At 57.1% G+C, this 20,359-nt stretch carries 20 protein-coding genes; 12 read left to right on the top strand and 8 right to left on the bottom strand.

Features of this window, described 5'->3' with window-relative positions; genetic code table 11:
- The first annotated feature begins 3 nt into the window (after positions 1-3).
- The 6 genes from AAC060_RS14150 to AAC060_RS14125 all read left to right on the top strand — a co-directional run bounded on the left by AAC060_RS14150 (position 4) and on the right by AAC060_RS14125 (position 5,370).
- Positions 4-1,245, top strand: coding sequence for a dipeptidase (locus AAC060_RS14150; protein WP_339827304.1), 1,242 nt, complete (start codon positions 4-6; stop codon positions 1,243-1,245).
- Positions 1,246-1,247: 2 nt separating this feature from the next.
- A complete protein-coding gene (locus AAC060_RS14145; RefSeq protein WP_339827302.1) occupies positions 1,248-2,390 on the top strand; it encodes an acyl-CoA dehydrogenase family protein in 1,143 nt (380 codons plus the stop codon).
- A gap of 7 nt (positions 2,391-2,397) precedes the next feature.
- Positions 2,398-3,441 (top strand): enoyl-CoA hydratase/isomerase family protein, encoded by a 1,044-nt coding sequence (locus AAC060_RS14140; RefSeq protein ID WP_339827300.1) that lies wholly within the window; start codon positions 2,398-2,400, stop codon positions 3,439-3,441.
- Positions 3,438-4,220: an enoyl-CoA hydratase-related protein gene (locus AAC060_RS14135; protein ID WP_339827298.1), complete on the top strand. Its 783-nt coding sequence runs from the start codon at positions 3,438-3,440 to the stop codon at positions 4,218-4,220. The genes AAC060_RS14140 and AAC060_RS14135 overlap by 4 nt, the downstream gene beginning before the upstream one ends.
- A 61-nt stretch (positions 4,221-4,281) precedes the next feature.
- Positions 4,282-5,166, top strand: coding sequence for a 3-hydroxyisobutyrate dehydrogenase (mmsB, locus tag AAC060_RS14130; protein WP_339827427.1), 885 nt, complete (start codon positions 4,282-4,284; stop codon positions 5,164-5,166).
- 54 nt (positions 5,167-5,220) lie between these two features.
- Positions 5,221-5,370 carry a hypothetical protein gene (locus AAC060_RS14125; protein WP_339827296.1) on the top strand — a complete coding sequence of 50 codons (150 nt, stop codon included), beginning with the start codon at positions 5,221-5,223 and terminating at the stop codon, positions 5,368-5,370.
- Positions 5,371-5,378: 8 nt separating this feature from the next.
- Here AAC060_RS14125 and AAC060_RS14120 read toward each other — a convergent pair whose 3' ends face one another.
- Positions 5,379-6,911: a CpaF family protein gene (locus AAC060_RS14120; protein WP_339827293.1), complete on the bottom strand. Its 1,533-nt coding sequence runs from the start codon at positions 6,909-6,911 to the stop codon at positions 5,379-5,381.
- 117 nt (positions 6,912-7,028) lie between these two features.
- Here AAC060_RS14120 and AAC060_RS14115 point away from each other — a divergent pair, with 117 nt between their 5' ends.
- Positions 7,029-7,202 carry a hypothetical protein gene (locus AAC060_RS14115; RefSeq protein ID WP_339827291.1) on the top strand — a complete coding sequence of 58 codons (174 nt, stop codon included), beginning with the start codon at positions 7,029-7,031 and terminating at the stop codon, positions 7,200-7,202.
- A gap of 175 nt (positions 7,203-7,377) precedes the next feature.
- Here AAC060_RS14115 and AAC060_RS14110 read toward each other — a convergent pair whose 3' ends face one another.
- The 5 genes from AAC060_RS14110 to AAC060_RS14090 all read right to left on the bottom strand — a co-directional run bounded on the left by AAC060_RS14110 (position 7,378) and on the right by AAC060_RS14090 (position 12,286).
- A complete protein-coding gene (locus AAC060_RS14110) occupies positions 7,378-7,635 on the bottom strand; it encodes an ATP synthase F1 subunit epsilon (RefSeq protein WP_339827289.1) in 258 nt (85 codons plus the stop codon).
- A gap of 92 nt (positions 7,636-7,727) precedes the next feature.
- Positions 7,728-9,173, bottom strand: a complete 1,446-nt coding sequence (gene atpD / locus AAC060_RS14105) for a F0F1 ATP synthase subunit beta (protein ID WP_339827287.1) — start codon at positions 9,171-9,173, stop codon at positions 7,728-7,730.
- 25 nt (positions 9,174-9,198) lie between these two features.
- Entirely contained in the window at positions 9,199-10,074 is an 876-nt protein-coding gene (locus AAC060_RS14100) for a F0F1 ATP synthase subunit gamma (protein WP_339827284.1), read from the bottom strand.
- Between the two features lie 115 nt (positions 10,075-10,189).
- Positions 10,190-11,719 carry a F0F1 ATP synthase subunit alpha gene (gene atpA / locus AAC060_RS14095; protein WP_339827282.1) on the bottom strand — a complete coding sequence of 510 codons (1,530 nt, stop codon included), beginning with the start codon at positions 11,717-11,719 and terminating at the stop codon, positions 10,190-10,192.
- 12 nt (positions 11,720-11,731) lie between these two features.
- A complete protein-coding gene (locus AAC060_RS14090; RefSeq protein ID WP_339827280.1) occupies positions 11,732-12,286 on the bottom strand; it encodes a F0F1 ATP synthase subunit delta in 555 nt (184 codons plus the stop codon).
- Between the two features lie 289 nt (positions 12,287-12,575).
- On the opposite strand from AAC060_RS14090, the gene AAC060_RS14085 reads away from it, so the two are divergent.
- From AAC060_RS14085 to AAC060_RS14075, 3 genes are read left to right on the top strand one after another with little or no spacing between them, the layout of a single operon-like run.
- Positions 12,576-13,049 carry a DUF1203 domain-containing protein gene (locus AAC060_RS14085; RefSeq protein ID WP_339827278.1) on the top strand — a complete coding sequence of 158 codons (474 nt, stop codon included), beginning with the start codon at positions 12,576-12,578 and terminating at the stop codon, positions 13,047-13,049.
- A complete protein-coding gene (ada, locus tag AAC060_RS14080; RefSeq protein WP_339827276.1) occupies positions 13,046-14,083 on the top strand; it encodes a bifunctional DNA-binding transcriptional regulator/O6-methylguanine-DNA methyltransferase Ada in 1,038 nt (345 codons plus the stop codon). The genes AAC060_RS14085 and ada overlap by 4 nt, the downstream gene beginning before the upstream one ends.
- Positions 14,080-14,838, top strand: a complete 759-nt coding sequence (locus tag AAC060_RS14075) for an isocitrate lyase/phosphoenolpyruvate mutase family protein (RefSeq protein WP_339827274.1) — start codon at positions 14,080-14,082, stop codon at positions 14,836-14,838. Before ada ends, AAC060_RS14075 begins: the two co-directional genes overlap by 4 nt.
- Here the strand turns inward: AAC060_RS14075 and AAC060_RS14070 are convergent.
- The gene (locus tag AAC060_RS14070; RefSeq protein ID WP_339827272.1) at positions 14,832-16,376 is read right to left on the bottom strand and encodes a trypsin-like peptidase domain-containing protein; all 1,545 of its coding nucleotides are present in this window, start codon (positions 16,374-16,376) and stop codon (positions 14,832-14,834) included. The genes AAC060_RS14075 and AAC060_RS14070 overlap by 7 nt on opposite strands.
- 185 nt (positions 16,377-16,561) lie before the next feature.
- Complete coding sequence (locus tag AAC060_RS14065) at positions 16,562-18,727, bottom strand: primosomal protein N' (RefSeq protein WP_339827426.1); 2,166 nt, start codon at positions 18,725-18,727, stop codon at positions 16,562-16,564.
- Positions 18,728-18,791: 64 nt separating this feature from the next.
- Here AAC060_RS14065 and AAC060_RS14060 point away from each other — a divergent pair, with 64 nt between their 5' ends.
- Both AAC060_RS14060 and fsa read left to right on the top strand, forming a co-directional pair.
- Complete coding sequence (locus AAC060_RS14060; protein ID WP_339827270.1) at positions 18,792-19,472, top strand: DUF4197 domain-containing protein; 681 nt, start codon at positions 18,792-18,794, stop codon at positions 19,470-19,472.
- 139 nt (positions 19,473-19,611) lie between these two features.
- On the top strand, positions 19,612-20,265 hold the full coding sequence (fsa, locus tag AAC060_RS14055) for a fructose-6-phosphate aldolase (protein ID WP_339693087.1): 654 nt from the start codon (positions 19,612-19,614) through the stop codon (positions 20,263-20,265).
- The last annotated feature ends 94 nt before the right edge of the window (positions 20,266-20,359 follow it).

Genomic DNA, 20,359 nt, shown 5'->3' with positions numbered 1-20,359 from the left:
TGCATGAAAGCCATCAACATCGTTCGCAGCCTCACCCTTGCTGTCGCCTTGCTCGGCGCGTCCTCGGTGCAGGCGCAATCACCCGAGCAAATCGCGCAAGACGTGCTCGCCAAAAACCCGGTGATCGACGGGCATAATGACGCGCCCGAACAGATTGCCGAACGGTTCGCCAGCGATTTCTCGCAATTCGACTTCCGCAACACATTGCCCACCACCGGGACCGGTTCGAAAGTGATGCACACTGATATTAACCGGCTCCGGCAAGGCAGAGTCGGGGGGCAGTTCTGGTCGGTCTGGATCGACCCGGAACTACCGGAATTTGAGGCCGTTCAGCGGGTGATCGAGCAAATTGATATCGTCCACCGGCTGGTCGATACATATCCGGATGATCTGCAACTCGCCCTGACCGCTGACGACGTGGAGGCCGCCCGGGAAAACGGCCGTATCGCTTCGCTGATCGGCATGGAAGGCGGCCATTCGATTGGCAATTCGCTCGCCGTGCTTCGGCAGGCCTATGCGCTTGGCGCGCGCTATATGACGCTGACTCACTGGAAGACGCTCGACTGGGCCGACAGCGCGACCGATACGCCCAAAAGCAACGGTCTCTCCGAATTCGGTGTTTCCGTGGTGCAGGAAATGAACCGGCTCGGCATGATCGTCGATATCAGCCATGTATCCGAAGCGACAATGAATGACGCTCTGGACGCGACCAAGGCACCGGTGATATTCAGTCATAGTTCTGCTGACGGCGTAACCAGCCATCCCCGCAATGTCCCCGATTCGGTTCTGAAACGCCTACCGGCCAATGGCGGGGTGGTGATGGTCACCTTTGTGCCATCTTACATCAATGCCAAGAACCGGGACTGGGCCGCTGCGGAAAAGGCTGAAGAAGCCCGTGCGGCTGCTTTATATCCCGGAGATGCGGCCGCGCGAACAGCCGATCTTGCGAACTGGAATGGCGCAAACCCGATGCCGCCAGTAACGGTGAAAGATGTCGCCGACCATATCGACCATATCCGCGCTGTCGCTGGCATAGACCATATCGGCCTTGGCGGTGACTTTGACGGAATTCCCTTTACGCCCGACGACATGACCGATGTATCGACCTATCCGCTGCTATTTGCCGAACTGGCAAGGCGCGGATATAGCGCAGCCGACCTTGCAAAAATCGCCCGCAGCAACATATTGCGGGTACTGCAGGACGTTGAAACCACAGCCGCGCAAATAGCGAAGAAACAGAAATAGATATGACCCAATTTTCTTTGACCGAAGACCAGCTCGCCATTCAGGAAATGGCGCAGAAATTCACTGCCGATGCGATCACGCCCTTTGCGGCCGAGTGGGATGAAAAGCATATATTCCCGCGCGACACGATCAAACAGGCAGCAGACCTCGGCTTCGGCGGTATTTACGTGTCCGAGGAATCGGGCGGCATTGGTCTCGGGCGGCTCGAATCGGCGATCATCATGGAAGCCATGGCTTATGGCTGTCCCTCGACCAGCGCCTTTGTCTCGATCCACAATATGGCCAGCTGGATGATCGATACATATGGTTCGCAGGCGGTGAAGGACAAATATCTCCCCGATCTCGTACCGATGGAGAAAATCGCCAGCTATTGCCTGACCGAAGCCGGAGCGGGATCCGATGCGGCCTCGCTGAAAACAAAGGCCGTGCGCGACGGCGACGACTATATCGTCAACGGATCGAAACAGTTTATTTCCGGCGGCGGCGAAAATGAGATTTACGTCACGATGACGCGCACCTCCGATGATGGTGCCAAGGGTGTGACCTGCCTTGTCATCGAAAAGGACATGGAAGGCGTCAGCTTTGGCGCGCAGGAAAAGAAACTGGGCTGGCATTCGCAGCCGACCGCACAGGTCAATTTCGACAATGTCCGGGTGCCGGTTGAAAACCGCGTTGGTGGCGAGGGTGAAGGCTTTCGCATCGCCATGGCCGGTCTGGACGGCGGACGATTGAATATCGGCGCCTGTTCGCTCGGCGGTGCACAGCGTTGTCTCGATGAAGCCGTGAACTATACAAAAGAACGCAAGCAATTTGGCAAGGCGATCAGCGACTTCCAGAACACCCAGTTCATGCTCGCCGACATGGCAACCGATCTTGAAGCGTCTCGCGCGTTGCTGTATCTTGCCGCTGCAAAAGTGACAGAAGGCGCACCGGATAAAACAAAATTCGCCGCAATGGCGAAGCGGTTGGCGACCGACAATGGCAGCAAGATTGTCAATGACGCGCTGCAACTCTTTGGCGGCTATGGCTATTTGCAGGACTATCCGATCGAGCGCTTCTGGCGCGATTTGCGCGTGCATAGTATATTAGAGGGTACCAACCAGGTCATGCGTATGATCGTTTCGCGCGAATTGCTGCGCCAATAGGAAATTTATGACAGAAGATCTCATTATCAGAAAAACCGGTCGGGTTGGCCATATCAGCCTGAACCGGCCCAAAGTGATCCATTCGCTAAACCTCGACATGTGCCTTGCGATGACCGAGGCACTGCTCGCATGGCGCGACGATGACAGTGTGGAAGCGGTTATCCTCGACCACAGCGAGGGCAGGGGCTTCTGCGCAGGTGGCGATATTGCCATGCTGCGCGAATCCGGAATGACCGATGGCAAAAAAGGCCGGGAGTTTTTCTATCACGAATATCAGCTCAACCATCTGTTGTTCGAATATCCCAAACCCGTGGTCGCTTTCATGGACGGCATCACCATGGGCGGGGGCGTCGGAATTTCCCAACCCGCCAAATATCGCGTGGCAACCGAGCACACCCGGTTTGCCATGCCCGAGACGGGTATCGGACTATTCCCCGATGTTGGCGGCGGTTGGTTCCTGTCCCGGCTCGAAGGCCGGTTGGGCCAGTTTCTCGCGCTCACGGGCGCGCGGCTGGATGGCGCCGAATGCAAGGAAGTGGGTATCGCCACCCATTATCTGCCATCGGAAGCCCTGGAAGAAGCCAAGCAGCGCATTGCAGAGAAGCCCGATCGTATAGAAGGCATATTGGGGCAGCTTTCGGGTCACGCCCCCGAAGCACGGATCACCAAGAATCTCGACAAGATCGACAAGTTTTTTGCCTCCGACCGTTTCGAAGATATCCTCGCTGCGCTGGAAGCCGACGACAGCGACTGGGCGCTCAAGGAGCGTGATACGCTGGGTACCAAAAGCCCGCAGACCTGCAAGGTGGCGCTGCGCCAGCTCAAGGAAGGCGCGGCGATGGACAGCTTCGCCGACGAGATGCGCAACGAATATCGGATCGGCTACCATGTGCTGGTGATGCACGATTTCCTCGAAGGCGTGCGGGCACTGATAATCGACAAGGACAATGACCCGAAATGGAATCCGGCGACGCCCGAAGACGCGACCGACGAATGGATTGATGCGATTTTCGCACCCCTGCCAGCTAAAGAAGAATGGAAGCCCCTATGACTTACGAAACAATCCTCACCGAGAAAAAGGGTGCGGTTACCCTGATTACCCTCAACCGGCCAAAATCCCTGAATGCATTGAACAGCCAGGTGCTCGAAGAATTGATCGACGCCTTTGCTGCTTTTCAGGCTGATGACACGCAAAATTGCGCGGTTCTGACCGGTTCCGGTGACAAGGCTTTTGCTGCCGGTGCCGATATCAAGGAAATGTACGACAAGTCTGCCGCCGATTTCTATCTCGAGGATTTTTTCGCGAAATGGACCAGTCATATCGTCAAGGCGACCCGCAAGCCGTGGATCGCTGCGGTAAATGGCTTTTCGCTGGGTGGCGGCTGCGAGCTCGCCATGATGGCGGATTATATCATTGCCAGCGACAAGGCGAAATTCGGCCAGCCGGAAATCAAGCTGGGTGTTGCACCGGGCATGGGCGGCTCGCAACGGCTGACCCGCGCGATCGGCAAGGCAAAATCGATGGAAATGTGCCTGACTGGCCGGATGATGGATGCTGAAGAAGCCGAACGCTCGGGTCTGGTTGCCCGCGTGGTTCCGCATGATGATCTGCTCGATGAAGCGCTAAAGTCTGCCGCGCTTGTCGCATCGATGCCGCCGATGGCCGCTCAGGTGAACAAGGAAATGGTCAATGCGGCGTTCGAGAATAATCTCGAGCAGGGCTTGGTCCACGAACGGCGCCTGTTCCAGATCCTGACCGCCACCGAAGACAAGAAAGAGGGCATGGCTGCCTTCATCGAAAAACGCGAAGGCCAATGGAAGGGACGCTAGGAATAGCTGCTTCCACCTTGCAAGGCCGCCGGCTTTGTTCCGCTGACAATCACTGGAGACTATAATGAAAATCGGATTTATCGGCCTTGGCAATATGGGCGGCGGCATGGCCGCCAATCTCGCAAAAGTGGGGCACGAGGTTTTTGCCTTTGACCTGTCCGGCAACGCGCTCGCGAAAGCTGGCGAAGCCGGCTGTCATCCGGTTAGCGACGCCGCACAGGCGGTCCAGAATATGGAAGCCGTCGTGACCATGCTCCCGGCGGGTACCCATGTCCGCAAGGTCTATGAATATGAGATCATCATCAATGCCAATCCCGGTACCTTGGTGATCGATTGTTCGACCATCGACGTCGATAGCGCTCGCGATGTTGCCACGATGGCGGAAGCCAAGGGCCTCGTCCCAGTGGATGCCCCTGTATCCGGCGGTATCGCGGCAGCCAATGGCGGCACATTGACCTTCATGGTTGGTGGCAGCGACGAGGGCTTCAAACGGGCTGAACCGATCCTGTCCGACATGGGCAAAGCGGTTATCCACGCCGGTGGCAATGGCGCAGGGCAGGCTGCGAAAATCTGCAACAACATGCTGCTTGGCGCATCGATGATCGCGACCTGCGAGACGTTCAAGATGGCGGAGAAGCTCGGGCTCGACCTGCAGACATTCTACGATATCTCCTCCAAGGCATCAGGACAGAACTGGTCAATGACCAGCTATTGCCCGGTCCCCGGCGTCGGCCCGCAAAGCGCGGCGGACAATGATTATGAAGGCGGATTTGCCGCTGCCTTGATGCTTAAAGATCTCCGGCTGGCGATGGAAGCCGCACAGAGTGCTGGAGCGGATGTGCCAATGGGCGCTGAAGCTGCGAAACTCTACGAGCAATATGCCGAAACAGAGGGGCAGGGCGGCAAGGATTTCTCCGGCATCATCAATATGCTGGCCAAGGGCTGACCTTCAATGCCGCCGGTGTGGATGGTAATGTGCGGTCTGTCAGGGACAATCGCGGTGATTGCAGAGATCGGTAACCGGCGGCGCAACAATCGCCGCGATATTGAAGATGTCGGCTTCATGCCATGGTCAACAATCACCGCTCTGGCATTGCTGACCTTCGGCATATCCATAGCCTTCGGTCTCGGATTTATCTCGACCGAATAAGCCGCTGATTACAGGCAGGCTTCCAGCAGTGGCTGGTTGAATCCATATTGACGCGCCTTGTCGAGCGTATAGGGGCGCAGGCCGGCGGATTGATATTCACCGATGATCTTGCCGTCGGCATCCTCGTCAATATATTGATATTTGAACAATTCCTGGGTCACGATCACGTCGCCTTCCATCCCGATCACTTCGGTGATGTTGGTCGTGCGACGCGAACCGTCGCGGAGACGTTTGACCTGAACGATCAGATCGACCGATTCCGCAATCTGGCGGGAAATGGCTTCTTTCGGAATCTTGATGTCGCCCATCAAAATCATATTCTCCATACGGCCGAGACATTCGCGCGGGCTGTTGGCGTGAAGCGTACACATGGAGCCGTCATGGCCGGTGTTCATGGCGGCGAGAAGGTCGAAACATTCCGCGCCACGAATTTCGCCGAGGATGATACGGTCAGGACGCATACGCAGGGCGTTCTTGACCAGATCGCCGATGGTAATCGCTCCCTTTCCTTCAAGGTTCGGGGGACGGGTTTCGAGGGGAAGCCAATGCGGCTGTTGCAAGCGAAGTTCGGCAGCATCCTCGATAGTCAGCACGCGTTCGCCCGGATCGATCATCTTGGACATGGCGTTGAGCATGGTCGTTTTACCCGAACCGGTACCGCCCGAGATAACGACATTGAACCGGCAGGCACCAGCAATCTTGAGCACAGTGCACATTTCTTCGGACATCGAACCGAAGTTCTTCATCATGTCGAGAGTGATCGGTTTTTCGGAAAACTTACGAATCGAGATCGCTGTGCCCTTGAGGCTCAGCGGCGGCACGATAACGTTGACACGCGAACCGTCCTTGAGACGGGCATCGGCCAGCGGTGTGGTCTGGTCGACGCGGCGGCCGACCTGGTTGACGATCCGTTGGGCGATCTGGAACAGATGTTCCTCGTCGCGGAACTGGATCGGTGCGATTTCAAGCTTACCCTTGATTTCGATATAGGTCTGTTCCGGACCATTGACCATGATATCCGAAATATCCGGGTTGCTGAGCAGTTCCTCAAGCGGTCCAAAGCCGAGCAGTTCGTCGACCAGCACCTTTTCCAGTGCAAATTGTTCACGCCGGTTGAGTGTCAGTTTCAGCTCGGTCAGCACTTCCATGATGATCGGGCGGAATTCTTCGGTCAGCTCTTCCTTGTTCAAGGTTGCAGCAGCTTCCGGATCGACGCGCTCGAGCAGGCGAGGGAGCACCTGTTCCTTGATTTTGTGGACGGAGGCCCCGAAGCCTTCCTCCTTGTCGCCACCGTCAGTCATCGGTTGCGAGCGTTCGGAAAGCCGCGCCATCGCGTCATTGGGATCGGTAACGGCCGCTGGTGGCGGGGCGGATTCACCTGGCAGAGGTATGGATTCGATCGGAGGGAATTGATTGCCGCCGAGATTATCTTCGGGGTTGTCAGATCTGGCAGTCTTCTTGCCGCCGCCATTCATAGGCTTCGCGACACCAAAGGACGATTTTCCCCCGCCCAGTCCATTTCTCTTGCCAAATGCGCTCATGCTGTTCTGTCCGATTTAACTGATATCACAAGATACATGCCCTCTTTCCCCGAAATTGGTTAATAAACCGGAAAATTTGTTTGATTGGATCAGGATGTTTGCAAATATGCTTTTTATTTGAAGCTTATATGGCGGCTGGCGACCATCACGCTGGCACTGGTCGCATTTGCCGGTTTCCCGCCGCGAAATACGGTGATCAAGTCCAAGGCCGGTGGCTGGCCTGCTGCGATCATCTGTCTCCAGCTACTGATCGTCACTGCGATCAGTATTTTCTATCTGGCGACCCGATAGACGGACCCGCTATGATGGTTGGATTGCTGATAATTTTCAGCGGGTTGCTGCTTTAGCGCAGCGAGCGCAGGGCAACCACCGGGCTGGAGGCATAACTTCAGTCAGGACGCTGAACGCCTGCCACGGCACCAATGACGAAAAAAATGGTTCGACTAGCCGACCACAAACGGCTCAGTCAGGAAATAGCTTCGGCGAGAACCGTCAGGCCCTTGTCATTCACTTCGGCAAAGCCGCCCTGAACCGAAATCGTTTCCGGGACTCCGCCTTCGGTGGCGTAGATGACCAGATCGGCGTCGCGGATCGTCGACATGACCGGCGCATGATTGGCGAGCACGCCAAAATCACCCTCGGTACCGGGCACTACCACCATGAAAACATCATCCGAGCGGACGAGCTTTTCAGGGGTTACGAGTTCGAAATGTAGGTTTGCCATGATAGTACCTTTATACCGTTGGTCCTGAGCTCGCCGGAGCGCGTATGTCGAGCATTCGTGCCGTTCGGCGGCTCAGTGCCAATGGATGTAGCTTAGGCCGCTTCAGCAGCCATTTTTTTGCCTTTTTCGATCGCTTCTTCGATGCCGCCGACCATGTAGAAGGCATTTTCGGGAAGGTAATCATATTCGCCTTCGACAACAGCCTTGAACGATTTGATCGTGTCTTCGAGATCAACGAACTTGCCCTTGATGCCGGTGAAGACTTCCGCAACGTGGAACGGCTGCGACAGGAACTTCTGGATCTTCCGGGCGCGTTGAACGACCAGCTTATCTTCTTCAGAAAGCTCGTCCATGCCGAGAATGGCGATGATGTCCTGCAAAGACTTATATTTTTGCAGGGTTTCCTGAACAGCACGGGCCGTATCATAATGTTCCTGGCCAACAACGCGCGGTTCGAGAACACGCGAGGTGGAATCGAGCGGATCAACAGCAGGGTAGATGCCCAGCTCCGAAATCGCACGGTTCAAAACGGTGGTTGCATCGAGGTGGGCAAAGGATGTTGCCGGTGCAGGATCAGTCAAATCGTCGGCAGGAACATAAATTGCCTGCACCGATGTAATCGAGCCCTTGTTGGTCGAAGTAATACGTTCCTGCAGCGCACCCATGTCGGTCGACAGGGTAGGCTGATAGCCCACAGCCGAAGGAATACGGCCAAGAAGTGCGGACACTTCCGAACCTGCCTGGGTGAAGCGGAAGATGTTGTCGATGAAGAACAGAACATCCTGGCCTTCGACGTCCCGGAAATATTCCGCCTGGGTCAGACCGGAGAGAGCCACACGAGCACGCGCTCCTGGAGGTTCGTTCATCTGGCCGAATACGAGAGCCACTTTCGAACCTTCCGACTTCGGATTGCCGTCGGCATCCTTGGCGATAACGCCAGCGTCGAGAAATTCGTGATAGAGATCGTTACCTTCACGGGTACGCTCACCAACACCGGCGAAAACGGATGTACCGCCGTGGCCTTTTGCGATGTTGTTGATCAGTTCCTGAATAAGAACGGTCTTGCCCACGCCGGCGCCGCCGAACAGGCCAATTTTACCGCCCTTTGCATAAGGTGCGAGCAGATCGACAACCTTAATACCGGTTACGAGAATTTCATTCTCGGTTGACTGGTCAACAAAAGCAGGAGCTTCCGCGTGAATAGGAGAGGTCAATTTGTTGCCGATCGGGCCGCGTTCGTCGATTGGCTCACCGATCACGTTCATGATCCGGCCAAGCGTTTCAGGGCCGACAGGCATCATGATCTGCGAACCGGTATCGGTTACTTCCTGACCGCGGGTAAGACCTTCGGTCGCATCCATTGCGATGGTACGAACTGTGTTCTCGCCGAGATGCTGTGCAACCTCCAACACCAGCCGGTTGCCGTTGTTGCTGGTTTCCAGAGCCGAGAGAATTGCCGGGACTTCGCCGTCAAAGGTTACGTCGACGACAGCGCCGATAACCTGAGAAATGCGGCCTACATTTTTGGTTTTTGCCATTTTTACGTTTCCTTGCGTACGTGCTTTAGAGCGCTTCAGCGCCAGCGATAATTTCAATCAATTCGGTGGTAATCGCGGCCTGACGGCTGCGGTTATAGACGATGGTAAGGTTGTCGATCAGATCGCCGGCATTGCGGGTCGCATTGTCCATGGCGGTCATCGATGCACCTTGTTCCGACGCGTTATTTTCCAGCAACGCACCGAAAATCTGGGTGGTCAGATTGCGCGGGAGCAGCGCTGCGAGGATTTCTTCCTCGTCCGGCTCATATTCCACTGCGCCTGTGGATTCGGCGATAGTGCCTTCCTCCATCGCAATCGGAATGATTTGCTGAACCGTCGGTTCTTGAACCAGAGCAGACCTGAACTTGCCGTAGAACAGATGGGCGACGTCAAATTTGCCTTCTTCAACCATCGCAGTCAGATCTTCGGCTACCGCTTTGGCTTCTTCGTAACCAGGCGCCTTGACGTTCGAAGTGTCGAAATGCTTCAGAATTAACCCGGGATAGAAACGCTTGATGATCGGAATGCCCTTGCGCCCAACCATATAGAAAAAGACCTTCTTGCCTTCACCGAGCAGCTTGTCGGCCTTGGCGCGGGCTTCTTTGACGATATTGGCATTAAACGCGCCGCAGAGACCGCGGTCCGATGTAGCGACGACCAGCAGATGGGTTTCGTTCTTGCCAGTGCCAGCCAATAGTTTCGACGAATTTTCGTCAATCGAAACTTTGGAGGCGAGGCTCGACATCACCTTTTCCATCTGCGCGGCATAGGGACGCGCAGCTTCCGCAGCCATTTGGGCCCGACGTAGCTTCGCCGCTGCGACCATCTTCTTGGCCTTGGTGATCTTCTGGGTCGATTTAACCGACGCGATCCGATCTTTCAGTTCTTTAAGACTAGCCATTTCGTTCCTTCAATTGTCATTCCCGCAAAGACGGGAACCCAGTTCCATAAAAATGTCGCTCTGCGGCTTTTCTATTCACTGGACCCCGGATCAAGTCCGGGACAACATTTTCTCCTTATGCAAACGTCTTGCCGAAGGCCGCCAGAGCCGCTTCGAGAGCTGCTTTGGTGTCATCTGCCAAGTCACCGCTTTCACGGATTGTTTTCAAAATGTCGCCATGTTCGCTGCGCAAATGGGCCAGCATGGCTTCTTCGTAGCGCACAACGTCAGTAACCGCGACGGGATCTAGATGCCCGTTGGTACCGGCGTAGATCGAGGCCGTCTGCTCTTCGAATGGAAGAGGTGAAAACTGCGCCTGTTTCAGAAGCTGGGTCAAGCGCTCACCACGTGCCAGCAATTTCTGCGTCGATGCATCGAGATCGGAACCGAACTGGGCAAAAGCAGCCATTTCGCGATATTGTGCCAGATCGAGCTTAATCGAACCCGAAACCTTCTTCATTGCCTTTGTCTGAGCGGCAGAACCAACACGAGACACGGACAGACCCACGTTAATCGCAGGACGGATGCCCTGGTTGAAGAGGTCGGTTTCGAGGAAGATCTGCCCGTCGGTGATCGAAATCACGTTGGTTGGAATATAGGCCGAAACGTCACCAGCCTGGGTTTCGATGATCGGCAGAGCGGTCAAAGAACCGGAGCCATTGGCTTCGTTCATCTTCGCGGCACGTTCGAGCAAACGACTGTGGAGATAGAAAACGTCACCAGGATAAGCTTCACGTCCTGGAGGACGACGCAACAGCAGGGACATCTGGCGATAAGCCACAGCCTGCTTGGAGAGATCGTCATAAACGATACAGGCGTGCATGCCGTTGTCGCGGAAATATTCACCCATCGTCACACCGGTATAAGGTGCGAGATACTGGAGAGGCGCAGGCTCGGAAGCGGTTGCAGCAACCACGATCGAATATTCCATGGCGCCATTTTCTTCGAGGCTCTTGACGATCTGTGCAACCGTCGAGCGCTTCTGGCCGATGGCAACATAGATGCAGTAGAGCTTCTTGCTTTCGTCGTCGCCGGCGTTGACTGTCTTCTGGTTGATGAACGTGTCGATTGCGACAGCGGTCTTGCCGGTTTGACGGTCACCAATGATCAATTCGCGCTGGCCACGGCCAACAGGAACGAGAGCGTCGAGCGCTTTCAGGCCGGTCTGGACGGGTTCGTGAACCGATTTACGCGGGATAATGCCCGGCGCCTTGACTTCAACACGGCTACGCTGCGTGGTTTTGATCGGGCCCTTGCCGTCAATCGGGTTGCCGAGACCGTCAACCACACGACCGAGCAATTCCTTGCCGATCGGAACGTCCACAATCGTGCCGGTCCGCTTGACCACGTCACCTTCTTTGATTTCGGCGTCAGAGCCGAAGATCACGACGCCGACATTGTCAGCCTCGAGGTTCAGCGCCATGCCCTGAATACCGTTGGAGAATTCAACCATCTCGCCGGCTTGCACCTGATCGAGACCGTGGATACGGGCGATACCGTCACCGACGGCGAGCACGGTTCCGACTTCGGAGACCTGGGCTTCATTGCCAAAATTGGCGATCTGGTCCTTGATGACCTTTGAAATTTCTGCGGCGCGAATATCCATGTGTATCTTCCTTTAGCCCTTCATGGCCTGCGATAGGGTGTTCAAACGGGTTTTAATCGAGCTGTCGATCATCTGGCTGCCGATTTTCACGACGAGCCCGCCCAATATGGACGGATCAACGGCGGTGGAAACGCTAACATCGCTTCCCACACGTTTCTTGAGCTGCGCCTTGAGCGCATCAATCTGTTTTTTATCCAATGGGTGAGCCGAGGTAACTTCTGCGGTGATCTCGCCACGATGGTCAGATGCCAATGTGGAAAAGGCACGAATGACAGCAGGAATCTGGTCGAGCCGACGATTCGCCGCGAGCACGCCGAGCGTGTTGGTAGACAGCTTGTCGAGGCCAAGGGCCTTGGCCGTGGCTGCAATAGCTCTGCCTGCATCATCGCGGGAGACAACCGGGCTGCTGGTCAGCGCCCTGAGGTCACTCGATTCGGCCATGGCTGCGCTCAATGTCGCGAGACTGGCCTGCACCGCGTCGATGCTCTTCTTTTCTTTTGCGAGCGCGAACAAAGCCGTGGCGTAACGCCCCGCTAAACTCGCTCTAATGCCGCTGGAATGATCCACGCGTTTGCTTCTCCCTGACCGTAAGCACGGTCTGAAAACCGTTGATGAAATGGTCCGCTTAATGGCCGGAAATTCTGCGATTCCGCCCACGGATGCGCGGCGTCTAGCAACCATTTTGCTGCGATGCAAGATGGCTTGGGGAACCAATTTCCCGAAAGGCCAAACCAGCAGCTTTTAGCCGCTTTGAATTGTTCAGCGCATGATTATTAGCTTTGAACGCAAGATACGGGAAGCCGGGTGGGGTGCGTTGATTTAAATCTACAGGAACATCCAGCATCGGAGACGTTCTATGACCTATCAAATAACCGGATTGAGCCCGGATCTTGCCAAACCTTTTGAGGGCGCGTCGGCCGAAGAACTCTCGGCGATGGGCGCGGTAACAATGATTGCGACCAGCAAACCCGGCTTTCCCTGTCGGGTATCGCTGGAGGACGCCGAAGTGGGGGAAGAGCTGATTCTGTTCCACTACATCTCCCACGATGTCGATTCTCCCTATCGGAACTCAAATGCGATATTTGCGAGAACCGGGCTGACGACAGCGGCGCAATATACGGATGTCATTCCGCCGGTATTCCATGGCCGAACTCTGGGCATGCGGGGGTTCGGTTCGGACGCGATGTTGAAAACGGCGAAACTGTCCTTCCCCGGGGATGCAGACCGGTCGATCCGTGCGCTATTTGAACTGGACGAGGTTGCCTATATAGATGTGCATAACGCAGCCCATGGATGTTTCGTCGCGCGGGTGGAGAGGTTTGAGCCGTGAACCAGCAAATAGTGGATAATGTTCGAGCATGGACGGCGGTGCAGGCCCGCGACCGCAGCTTCGACGGAAAATTCGTCACGGGTGTCCTGAGCACCGGCATCTATTGCCGCCCCTCCTGCGCCGCCCGCCATCCCAAACGCGAAAATGTCCGGTTTTTTGCAACAGCTGAGCAGGCAGAGGCAGCAGGTCTGCGCGCCTGCTTGCGCTGTCTCCCCAATGATGTGGCGCGTGATGAAGCCGCGGTGAAGACGATCATTGATGCGATCCGTATGGCCGAGAGCGCACCGAGTCTTGCCGAGCTTGGCGAACGGACCAGCTACTCGCCGACTCACCTTCAAAGAATTTTCAAACGCGAAACCGGATTGTCGCCCGCCGCCTATGCGCGGGCCGTGCGACGGGAGCGGGTCAAGGATGCGCTGGACGGTGGCGCATCGGTCACCGAAGCGATTTATGACGCGGGCTACGGATCGGCGTCGCGTTTTTACGAGGAACAGAAAAAGGGCCGGAAGATGGGCATGAAACCGGGCGTCTGGAAAAACGGCGGGGCAGGGGTGACGGTGCACTGGGCCATTGTCGAAACCTCGCTCGGCGCGATGATGGTCGCCGCGACCGACAAAGGTATTTGCTGCCTGTCGTTCAACGAAGGCGAGGAAGAATTGCGTGACCGCTTCCCGAAAGCGGACTTGCGGGCCGGCGGCGATGCTTTCGCCAAATTGCTCGCGCAAGTGGTTGCTCAGGTGGAAACGCCGGGCCGCCCGCATAATATCCCGATCGATGTGCAGGGCACCGCCTTTCAGGAAGCGGTCTGGCAGGAATTGCGTAAGATCCCCGAAGGCGAAACCCGAAGCTACGCCGATATCGCGATAGCTATTGGCAAGCCGAAAGCGGTTCGCGCTGTGGGGAGTGCCAATGGCGCCAACCATGTCGCCGTCCTGATTCCCTGCCACCGCGTGGTGCGCAGCGACGGCACCATGGGCGGCTATGCCTACGGGCTGGAGATAAAGACGCGTTTGCTGGAAAAGGAAGCGAAATGAACCAGAAAATAAAGGAATTTGGCGATCTTCACGTACCGGGCGATCCCTTGATATTGGTCAATATCTGGGATGCCGGCAGTGCCAAAGCGGTTGCAGCCGCCGGTGCAAAGGCTTTGGCAACGGGAAGCTATGGCGTAGCCGGTGCCCAAGGAATCGCCGACGGCGAGGCCTTTCCCCTCGATGACGCGATTATCAATCTTGAACATATCGTTGCGGCGTCGGATCTGCCGATAAGCATTGATATGGAAGCCGGATATGGCGCGGATGCCGCGGAAGTTCGCCAGTCGGTGCAACGCGCTGTTGATGCCGGCGCGAGCGGCATCAACATGGAAGATCGCATGCCCGGAGAGAATAAGCTGATTGCACCCGAGGTTTTTGCAGAGCGTGTGGCCGCCGCCGCTTCAACCGGACTTTGGGTTAATGCCCGATGCGACGTTTTTCGTGGCCAATCGGCAGAGACCGATGGCGATGCGCTGGTGCAGCAGGTTCTACAGCGAGCAAAAATATATGCCGATGCCGGGGCAGGGAGCCTGTTTGTTCCGTTTCTGAGCGACAGAAAATGCATAAGCGCGATTTGCGATGCGTCGCCTTTGCCGGTCAATATATTGCGCTCGTCCGACGGTCCGGGTGCCGCAGAACTGGCCAGCCTGGGCGTTGCGAGAATCAGCCACGGGCATCAGCCGTGGGCCGCAGCGATGAGCTGGCTGACGAGGCAGGCGGAAAAGATATTCAACGGCAAGGAGCCTGATTACTGAGCGACTTTCTTGCACTCGTAAACCAGACTCTCGTTCGCCTGAGAGGGTAGTTCCGCTCTGATCGCTTTCACCATATCCTCGATATCGGCTAGTGCTTCGTTATCCTTGGTACAGGCCCTGTTGCCATATTTTGCGCGGATTTCCCGGGCCTTGGTCATCTGGTCCAGGCCCATCAGGTAGCGTTCCTCGGTAAACTCGCTGCGATCCGGCTGGAAGCTGCTGATGGTGATTGTCTGTTCCTGATTGGGCACGAATATCCGCGACCATTTGGCGCCGTCGCGGCCATATTGGGTGCGGCCATTGACGCAGCCGCCGTCAGCCCATTCAAGCGGCATCTCATTCTGCTGCGATACGGTGATCCGGCTCCGGTTTGGGTTGATCGTGCATTGATATTTGCCCGATGTAACGATGGTTGCTTGCTGGGGAGCAGCCTTGTCACCTTTTTCCTGCAACGCAACAGCCACACGATCGTCTATTTCGGTGAAGTCCGGGCGGGACAGGAAGATGAAGACCGCGCCAAGCAGCAATACGGCTGCGGCACCTGCGGCTGCGATGGCCGGGTTGCGCTTACCCTGAACCATCATCATGCCTGCGCCGCCCGCAGCGAGCAGGGCCAGTACCAGCATCAGCGCCGCTATGGCCATCCGGTTTTCGCGCTCGGCGATGATGTCCTGCGATATGCCGGTGCGCAATTCGGCCTCCGCGCGCTGGCGCTTTTCCGCTTCCGCATCCTTAGCCGCGTCCACTTGCGCGCGGGCAGCGGCTTCGCGTAGCTGTTCTTCCTGGCTGATCTCCGCAGCGGACCGGCACGGCGTTGCCGTCGATCCCACCTTCACGCCAGCCTTGCGCAGGAAGCTCAAAATCTCGCGCGCGGACACGGCAAAGCCGAATTCCGCATCATTGCCGTCACTGATGGACCCGAAGCTGTTCGCGCCCAGCACCCGGCCGCAATTGTCGATCAGCGGCCCGCCGCTATTGCCCGATGCAATCGGCGCAGTGTGGAGGATCGTATCGAATTGTTTTGTGGTGCGACCGCCGGAAACCGTGCCCGTGGTCTTGACTGGCGACATCGGGTTGATCAGGTCATCCAGATCAAGTCCCTGCGCCCGGTCGACAGAACCGGGATAGCCGACCGCCACCACATCGGCGCCATCGGCAACCTGGCCGCCAAAAATCGTCAATGGCGGCAATCGTCCGCCGTCCAATACCTGAATGAGCGCCAGATCGTTGCTGGGTGAATAAGCGATGATCTTTCCGCCATAGCTGGTGCCGCCCTGCGACGGGATGATGCCGATGACCACGGAGCTTTCCTGCCGCGCGATCTCTACGACATGGGCGTTGGTGACAATCTTGTCCGGAGCAACCACGAAACCGCTGCCATGCCCGACAAAGGCAACCTTGTCTCCATCCTTGGCGGCAAGCACCACGCGGACAACCGAGCGGCTGGCGGCGCTGATATCGGCCGGGTCGGCCTGGGCGGGGCCGGTGAGCAGGGTTGCGGTGGTGATTGCGACGAACAGGAATAGCTTTTTGATCATGGTTCGGCTCATGCTTCAAATATGTGCAATATTCAAAGGACTTTTGAACTTCCTTTAGCCCCTCCTTTTCAAAGGAGGGGTTGGGGTAGTTGCGAGCGCAAGCGAGCCCGCGCGATATCTAAGCAAAAACCGGCATCGAACCGGTTGATACCTCGCCCACCCAATCCCCTTAGCGGTACAGGGAATCAGACAAAACTATAGGGGTCGACGTCCACCCCGACCCGTACCGCGCGAGGCCATTCCAGCTGTTCCAGCCATTCGCGCATGATATTCTGCAAGTCGACCGACCGCAGCGCGTGGACCAGCAACCGATGGCGGTGCCGTCCGCGTAGCATCGCCAGCGGGGCAGGGGCAGGGCCGTAAACCGAAAATCCGTCGAGCTTGGGAGCGGTCTGTCCGATCAGGCGCGCCGTTTCCATCGCTTCCTTATTATCCTCGGACGACACGATGATCGCGGCCCAGCGGGCGAATGGCGGAGCGAGAGCCTGTCGCCGTGATTCAATCTCGGCGGCATAGAAACCTTCCCGGTCATTCTTGATCAGCGCCTGGATCACCGGCGCGTTCGGCATCCGGGTCTGGACATAGACACGGCCAGGCTTTTCGGCGCGACCGGCCCGCCCGGCAACCTGCGCGATCTGCTGGAAACTGCGTTCGGCGGCGCGCAGGTCGCCGCCTTCCAGCCCGATATCCGCGTCGACCACGCCGACCAAAGTCAGATTGGGGAAATGATAGCCCTTGGTCACCAGCTGGGTGCCGACGACGATATCGATCGCTCCCGCTTCCATCTGGTGGACGAAATCGGCGGCTTTCTGCGGTGACCAAATCGTGTCCGAAGTGACGATCGCGGTCCGGGCCTGCGGGAACAGCATCTTGACCTCGTCGCAAATCCTTTCAACTCCGGGACCGCAGGCCACCAGACTGTCTTCGTCACCGCATTCCGGGCATTTTTCCGGGATCGGCATGACATGGCCGCAATGGTGGCAGGCGAGGCGGCGGGTCAGGCGATGCTCGACCATCCAGGCCGTGCAATTGGGGCAGTCGATCCGGTGGCCGCAAGTCCGGCAGAGGGTCAGCGGCGCAAAACCGCGCCGGTTCAGGAACAACAGCGACTGCTCGCCGCGCTCCAGATTTTCCTCCAGTGCGTTCACCAGCGTCGGTGCCAGCCAGCTTCCGCGCGGCGGCACATCCTCGGTCAGGTCCAGCGCCTCGATATCGGGCATCGTCGCCCCGCCAAAACGCGCTGGCAGTTCGAGCAGCTCATAATTGCCCTGCTCGACCTGATGGCGGCTCTCGATCGCCGGCGTGGCGGAGGCCAATATGACCGGAATCTTCTCGTAAAGCCCGCGCATCACCGCGACATCGCGGGCGTGGTAGCGGACTCCGTCTTCCTGCTTGAAGCTGGTCTCGTGGGCTTCGTCGACGATGATCAGTCCCAGTTTGGCGTAGGGCAGGAACAGGGCGGAACGCGCACCGACGATCACCTTGGCGTTGCCCTCGGCCAGCGCCCGCCAGTTTTTCTTGCGTTCCGACTGTTTCATTCCGCTGTGCCAGGCGAGAGGCTCAGCCCCGAACCGCGCATGGAACCGGTCGAGAAATGGCTCGGTCAGCGCGATTTCGGGCAACAGCACCAGCACCTGCTTGTCCTGACGCAAGGCTTCGGCGACCGCTTCAAAATAGACCTCGGTCTTGCCCGAGCCGGTTACACCGTCGAGCAAAAAGGGTTTGAACTCAGATGCTCGGACCGCCTCGATCAATATATTGCTGACCCTCTGCTGATCCTCGCTGAGATCAACCGTGTCGAAATCGGGCAAGGGCTTGGCACTGGTGGCAAACGGGGAAACGTCTTCCCGGTCAAACACGCCCAGCTTTTCCAGCCCCCGGATCACTGCGATCGATACACCGGCCTTATTGGCCAGTTCGCTGATCGTCCCTTGCACGCCGATCAATTTTTCGAGCGCCTGTTTGCGTTGCGGCGTTAACCGGTCCGGTACCGAGCCGTTCAGGCGATATTCGCTGATCGGGCGATTGTCGGCAAAGGCGGCTCCGCTGGAAAGGACCATGCGCAATACCGATGCGGGAGAGGCGAAATAATAAGCCGCCGTCCATTCGATCAGCCGCCGCAATGGCGCACGCAACGGCGGTACATCGCGAACCTCCAGCAAGGGGCGCAGCTTCTTCGGGTCAATCTCCTCGACCGGAAAACTCTCGGCCTCCCACACGACTCCGGGCAGTTTGCGCGGGCCAAGCGGTGCCATCACGATCGAACCGGGCTCGACCTGCATGCCGTCGGGGACACGGTAATCGAGCGGGCCCAGAGCGGCATTAAGGAGGAGTACACGAACGCGATTCATATTCATGCTATAGGCAGCTTATCATCATCCGTCATTCTTGCTTTGACGAAAACAGGAGAGAGTAATGATCTATCATCGCAGATCGATTTTGGGCTTTGGCGTTGTCGCCGGATTGCTGGTGCTTCCCGGCTGTTCAAGCCTGCCGGGTCTCAGCCTGACCGAGGCCATAAAACGGCTTCTCACCCTGTCTTCACAAAACGCCTTTGCCGAACTGCTCCAGCCGAATGGTTTCTTCGATAGTGAGGTAGCCCGAATTTCCGTGCCGGATTCTCTGGGTGGGTCGCGGGTGACCAGCGTCGCAACGGCCCTGTTGCGCTCCAAGCCGATTCAGGACCGCCTGCTGAAACAGGTTAACCGGGCAGCAGAAACCGGTGCCGAACTCGCCGCTCCGATCGTCGCGGAAACCATCCGCAATATGAGCATCGCCGACGCAGCCGCGATCATTAACGGCGGACCGCGCGCCGCCACCAGCCTGCTGCAGGGCCAGCTGGGCAATACACTGGTCGACCGGATGCTGCCCGGCGTCGGCAATGGGCTGAGATTGTTCGACAATGAAATTATCAATCTCGTGCTCTCGCAAGCTACCAATGTCGATTTTTCCAGCGTCAGCCGCGATGTGACCAACAAGGTCAGCGACGCCATCTATCGCTCGATCGGCGCACAGGAAGAATCGATTCGCGCCAATCCGCGTGCCACCAATGATCCCTTGCTCATTGCCGTGCTGGGCGTTGGAAAGGCATTTTAAGGGCATTTTATCCCGCAATTTTCCCCCAATCTATCCACAGCTTTCTGGCTGCAAAGGCGGGGCGGCAGTTTCACGCCTCGCGGAAAGCGGATAGGCAAATCGTAACAGCCGCTTTTTTCCTATTTCTGGAGCCAGACCGATGAAATTCTTTGTAGATACAGCCGATACCGCAGAAATCGCTGACCTTGCTGCGACCGGCATGGTCGACGGCGTCACCACCAACCCGTCGCTGATCAAGAAATCCGGTCGCGATATCATGGAAGTTACCAAGGAAATCTGCGGCCTGACCGACGGACCGGTTTCCGCCGAAGTCATCGCGCTCGATCACGAGACGATGATGAAAGAGGCCGAAGTGCTGCGCAAGATCGCAGACAATGTCTGCATCAAGGTGCCATTGACGATCGACGGGCTGAAAACCTGCAAGGCGCTGACCAGCGAAGGCACGATGGTCAATGTCACATTATGCTTCTCTGCCAATCAGGCACTGCTCGCGGCCAAGGCCGGCGCCAGCTTCATCTCGCCGTTCGTTGGACGCCATGATGACAATGGTCTAGATGGCATGACGCTGATCGAAGACATCCGGCTGATCTACGACAACTACGCCTTTGACACGGAAATCCTGGTCGCTTCGATCCGCCACCCTATTCACGTGCTCGAATCAGCCCGCATCGGCGCCGATGTCGGAACCATGCCGCCCAACGTCATCCGCAACCTGTTCAAACATGTGCTGACCGACAAGGGCCTCGAAGGCTTTCTGAAGGATTGGGAATCGACCGGTCAGAATATCGGTTGATCTGACAATCACCATCCGGAATTGATCGTCATCCAGAATTAAACCGTCATCCTGAACTTGTTTCAGGACCTCCAACGGCAGCGCGCTAAATCAA

The organism is uncultured Parasphingorhabdus sp. (genome assembly GCF_963975555.1).
Taxonomy (GTDB): Bacteria; Pseudomonadota; Alphaproteobacteria; order Sphingomonadales; family Sphingomonadaceae; genus Parasphingorhabdus.
This window is presented reverse-complemented; position numbering and strand designations above follow the sequence as displayed.

Coding starts and splice junctions, on each gene's coding strand:
- AAC060_RS14085 (WP_339827278.1), top strand. CDS start 12,576: ATGACCTATCAAATAACCGGATTGAGCCCGGATCTTGCCAAACCTTTT.
- AAC060_RS14110 (WP_339827289.1), bottom strand. CDS start 7,635: ATGGCAAACCTACATTTCGAACTCGTAACCCCTGAAAAGCTCGTCCGC.
- atpA (WP_339827282.1), bottom strand. CDS start 11,719: ATGGATATTCGCGCCGCAGAAATTTCAAAGGTCATCAAGGACCAGATC.
- AAC060_RS14065 (WP_339827426.1), bottom strand. CDS start 18,727: ATGAATCGCGTTCGTGTACTCCTCCTTAATGCCGCTCTGGGCCCGCTC.
- AAC060_RS14060 (WP_339827270.1), top strand. CDS start 18,792: ATGATCTATCATCGCAGATCGATTTTGGGCTTTGGCGTTGTCGCCGGA.
- AAC060_RS14145 (WP_339827302.1), top strand. CDS start 1,248: ATGACCCAATTTTCTTTGACCGAAGACCAGCTCGCCATTCAGGAAATG.
- AAC060_RS14070 (WP_339827272.1), bottom strand. CDS start 16,376: ATGATCAAAAAGCTATTCCTGTTCGTCGCAATCACCACCGCAACCCTG.
- atpD (WP_339827287.1), bottom strand. CDS start 9,173: ATGGCAAAAACCAAAAATGTAGGCCGCATTTCTCAGGTTATCGGCGCT.
- fsa (WP_339693087.1), top strand. CDS start 19,612: ATGAAATTCTTTGTAGATACAGCCGATACCGCAGAAATCGCTGACCTT.
- AAC060_RS14135 (WP_339827298.1), top strand. CDS start 3,438: ATGACTTACGAAACAATCCTCACCGAGAAAAAGGGTGCGGTTACCCTG.
- AAC060_RS14150 (WP_339827304.1), top strand. CDS start 4: ATGAAAGCCATCAACATCGTTCGCAGCCTCACCCTTGCTGTCGCCTTG.
- AAC060_RS14140 (WP_339827300.1), top strand. CDS start 2,398: ATGACAGAAGATCTCATTATCAGAAAAACCGGTCGGGTTGGCCATATC.
- AAC060_RS14120 (WP_339827293.1), bottom strand. CDS start 6,911: ATGAGCGCATTTGGCAAGAGAAATGGACTGGGCGGGGGAAAATCGTCC.
- AAC060_RS14100 (WP_339827284.1), bottom strand. CDS start 10,074: ATGGCTAGTCTTAAAGAACTGAAAGATCGGATCGCGTCGGTTAAATCG.
- AAC060_RS14075 (WP_339827274.1), top strand. CDS start 14,080: ATGAACCAGAAAATAAAGGAATTTGGCGATCTTCACGTACCGGGCGAT.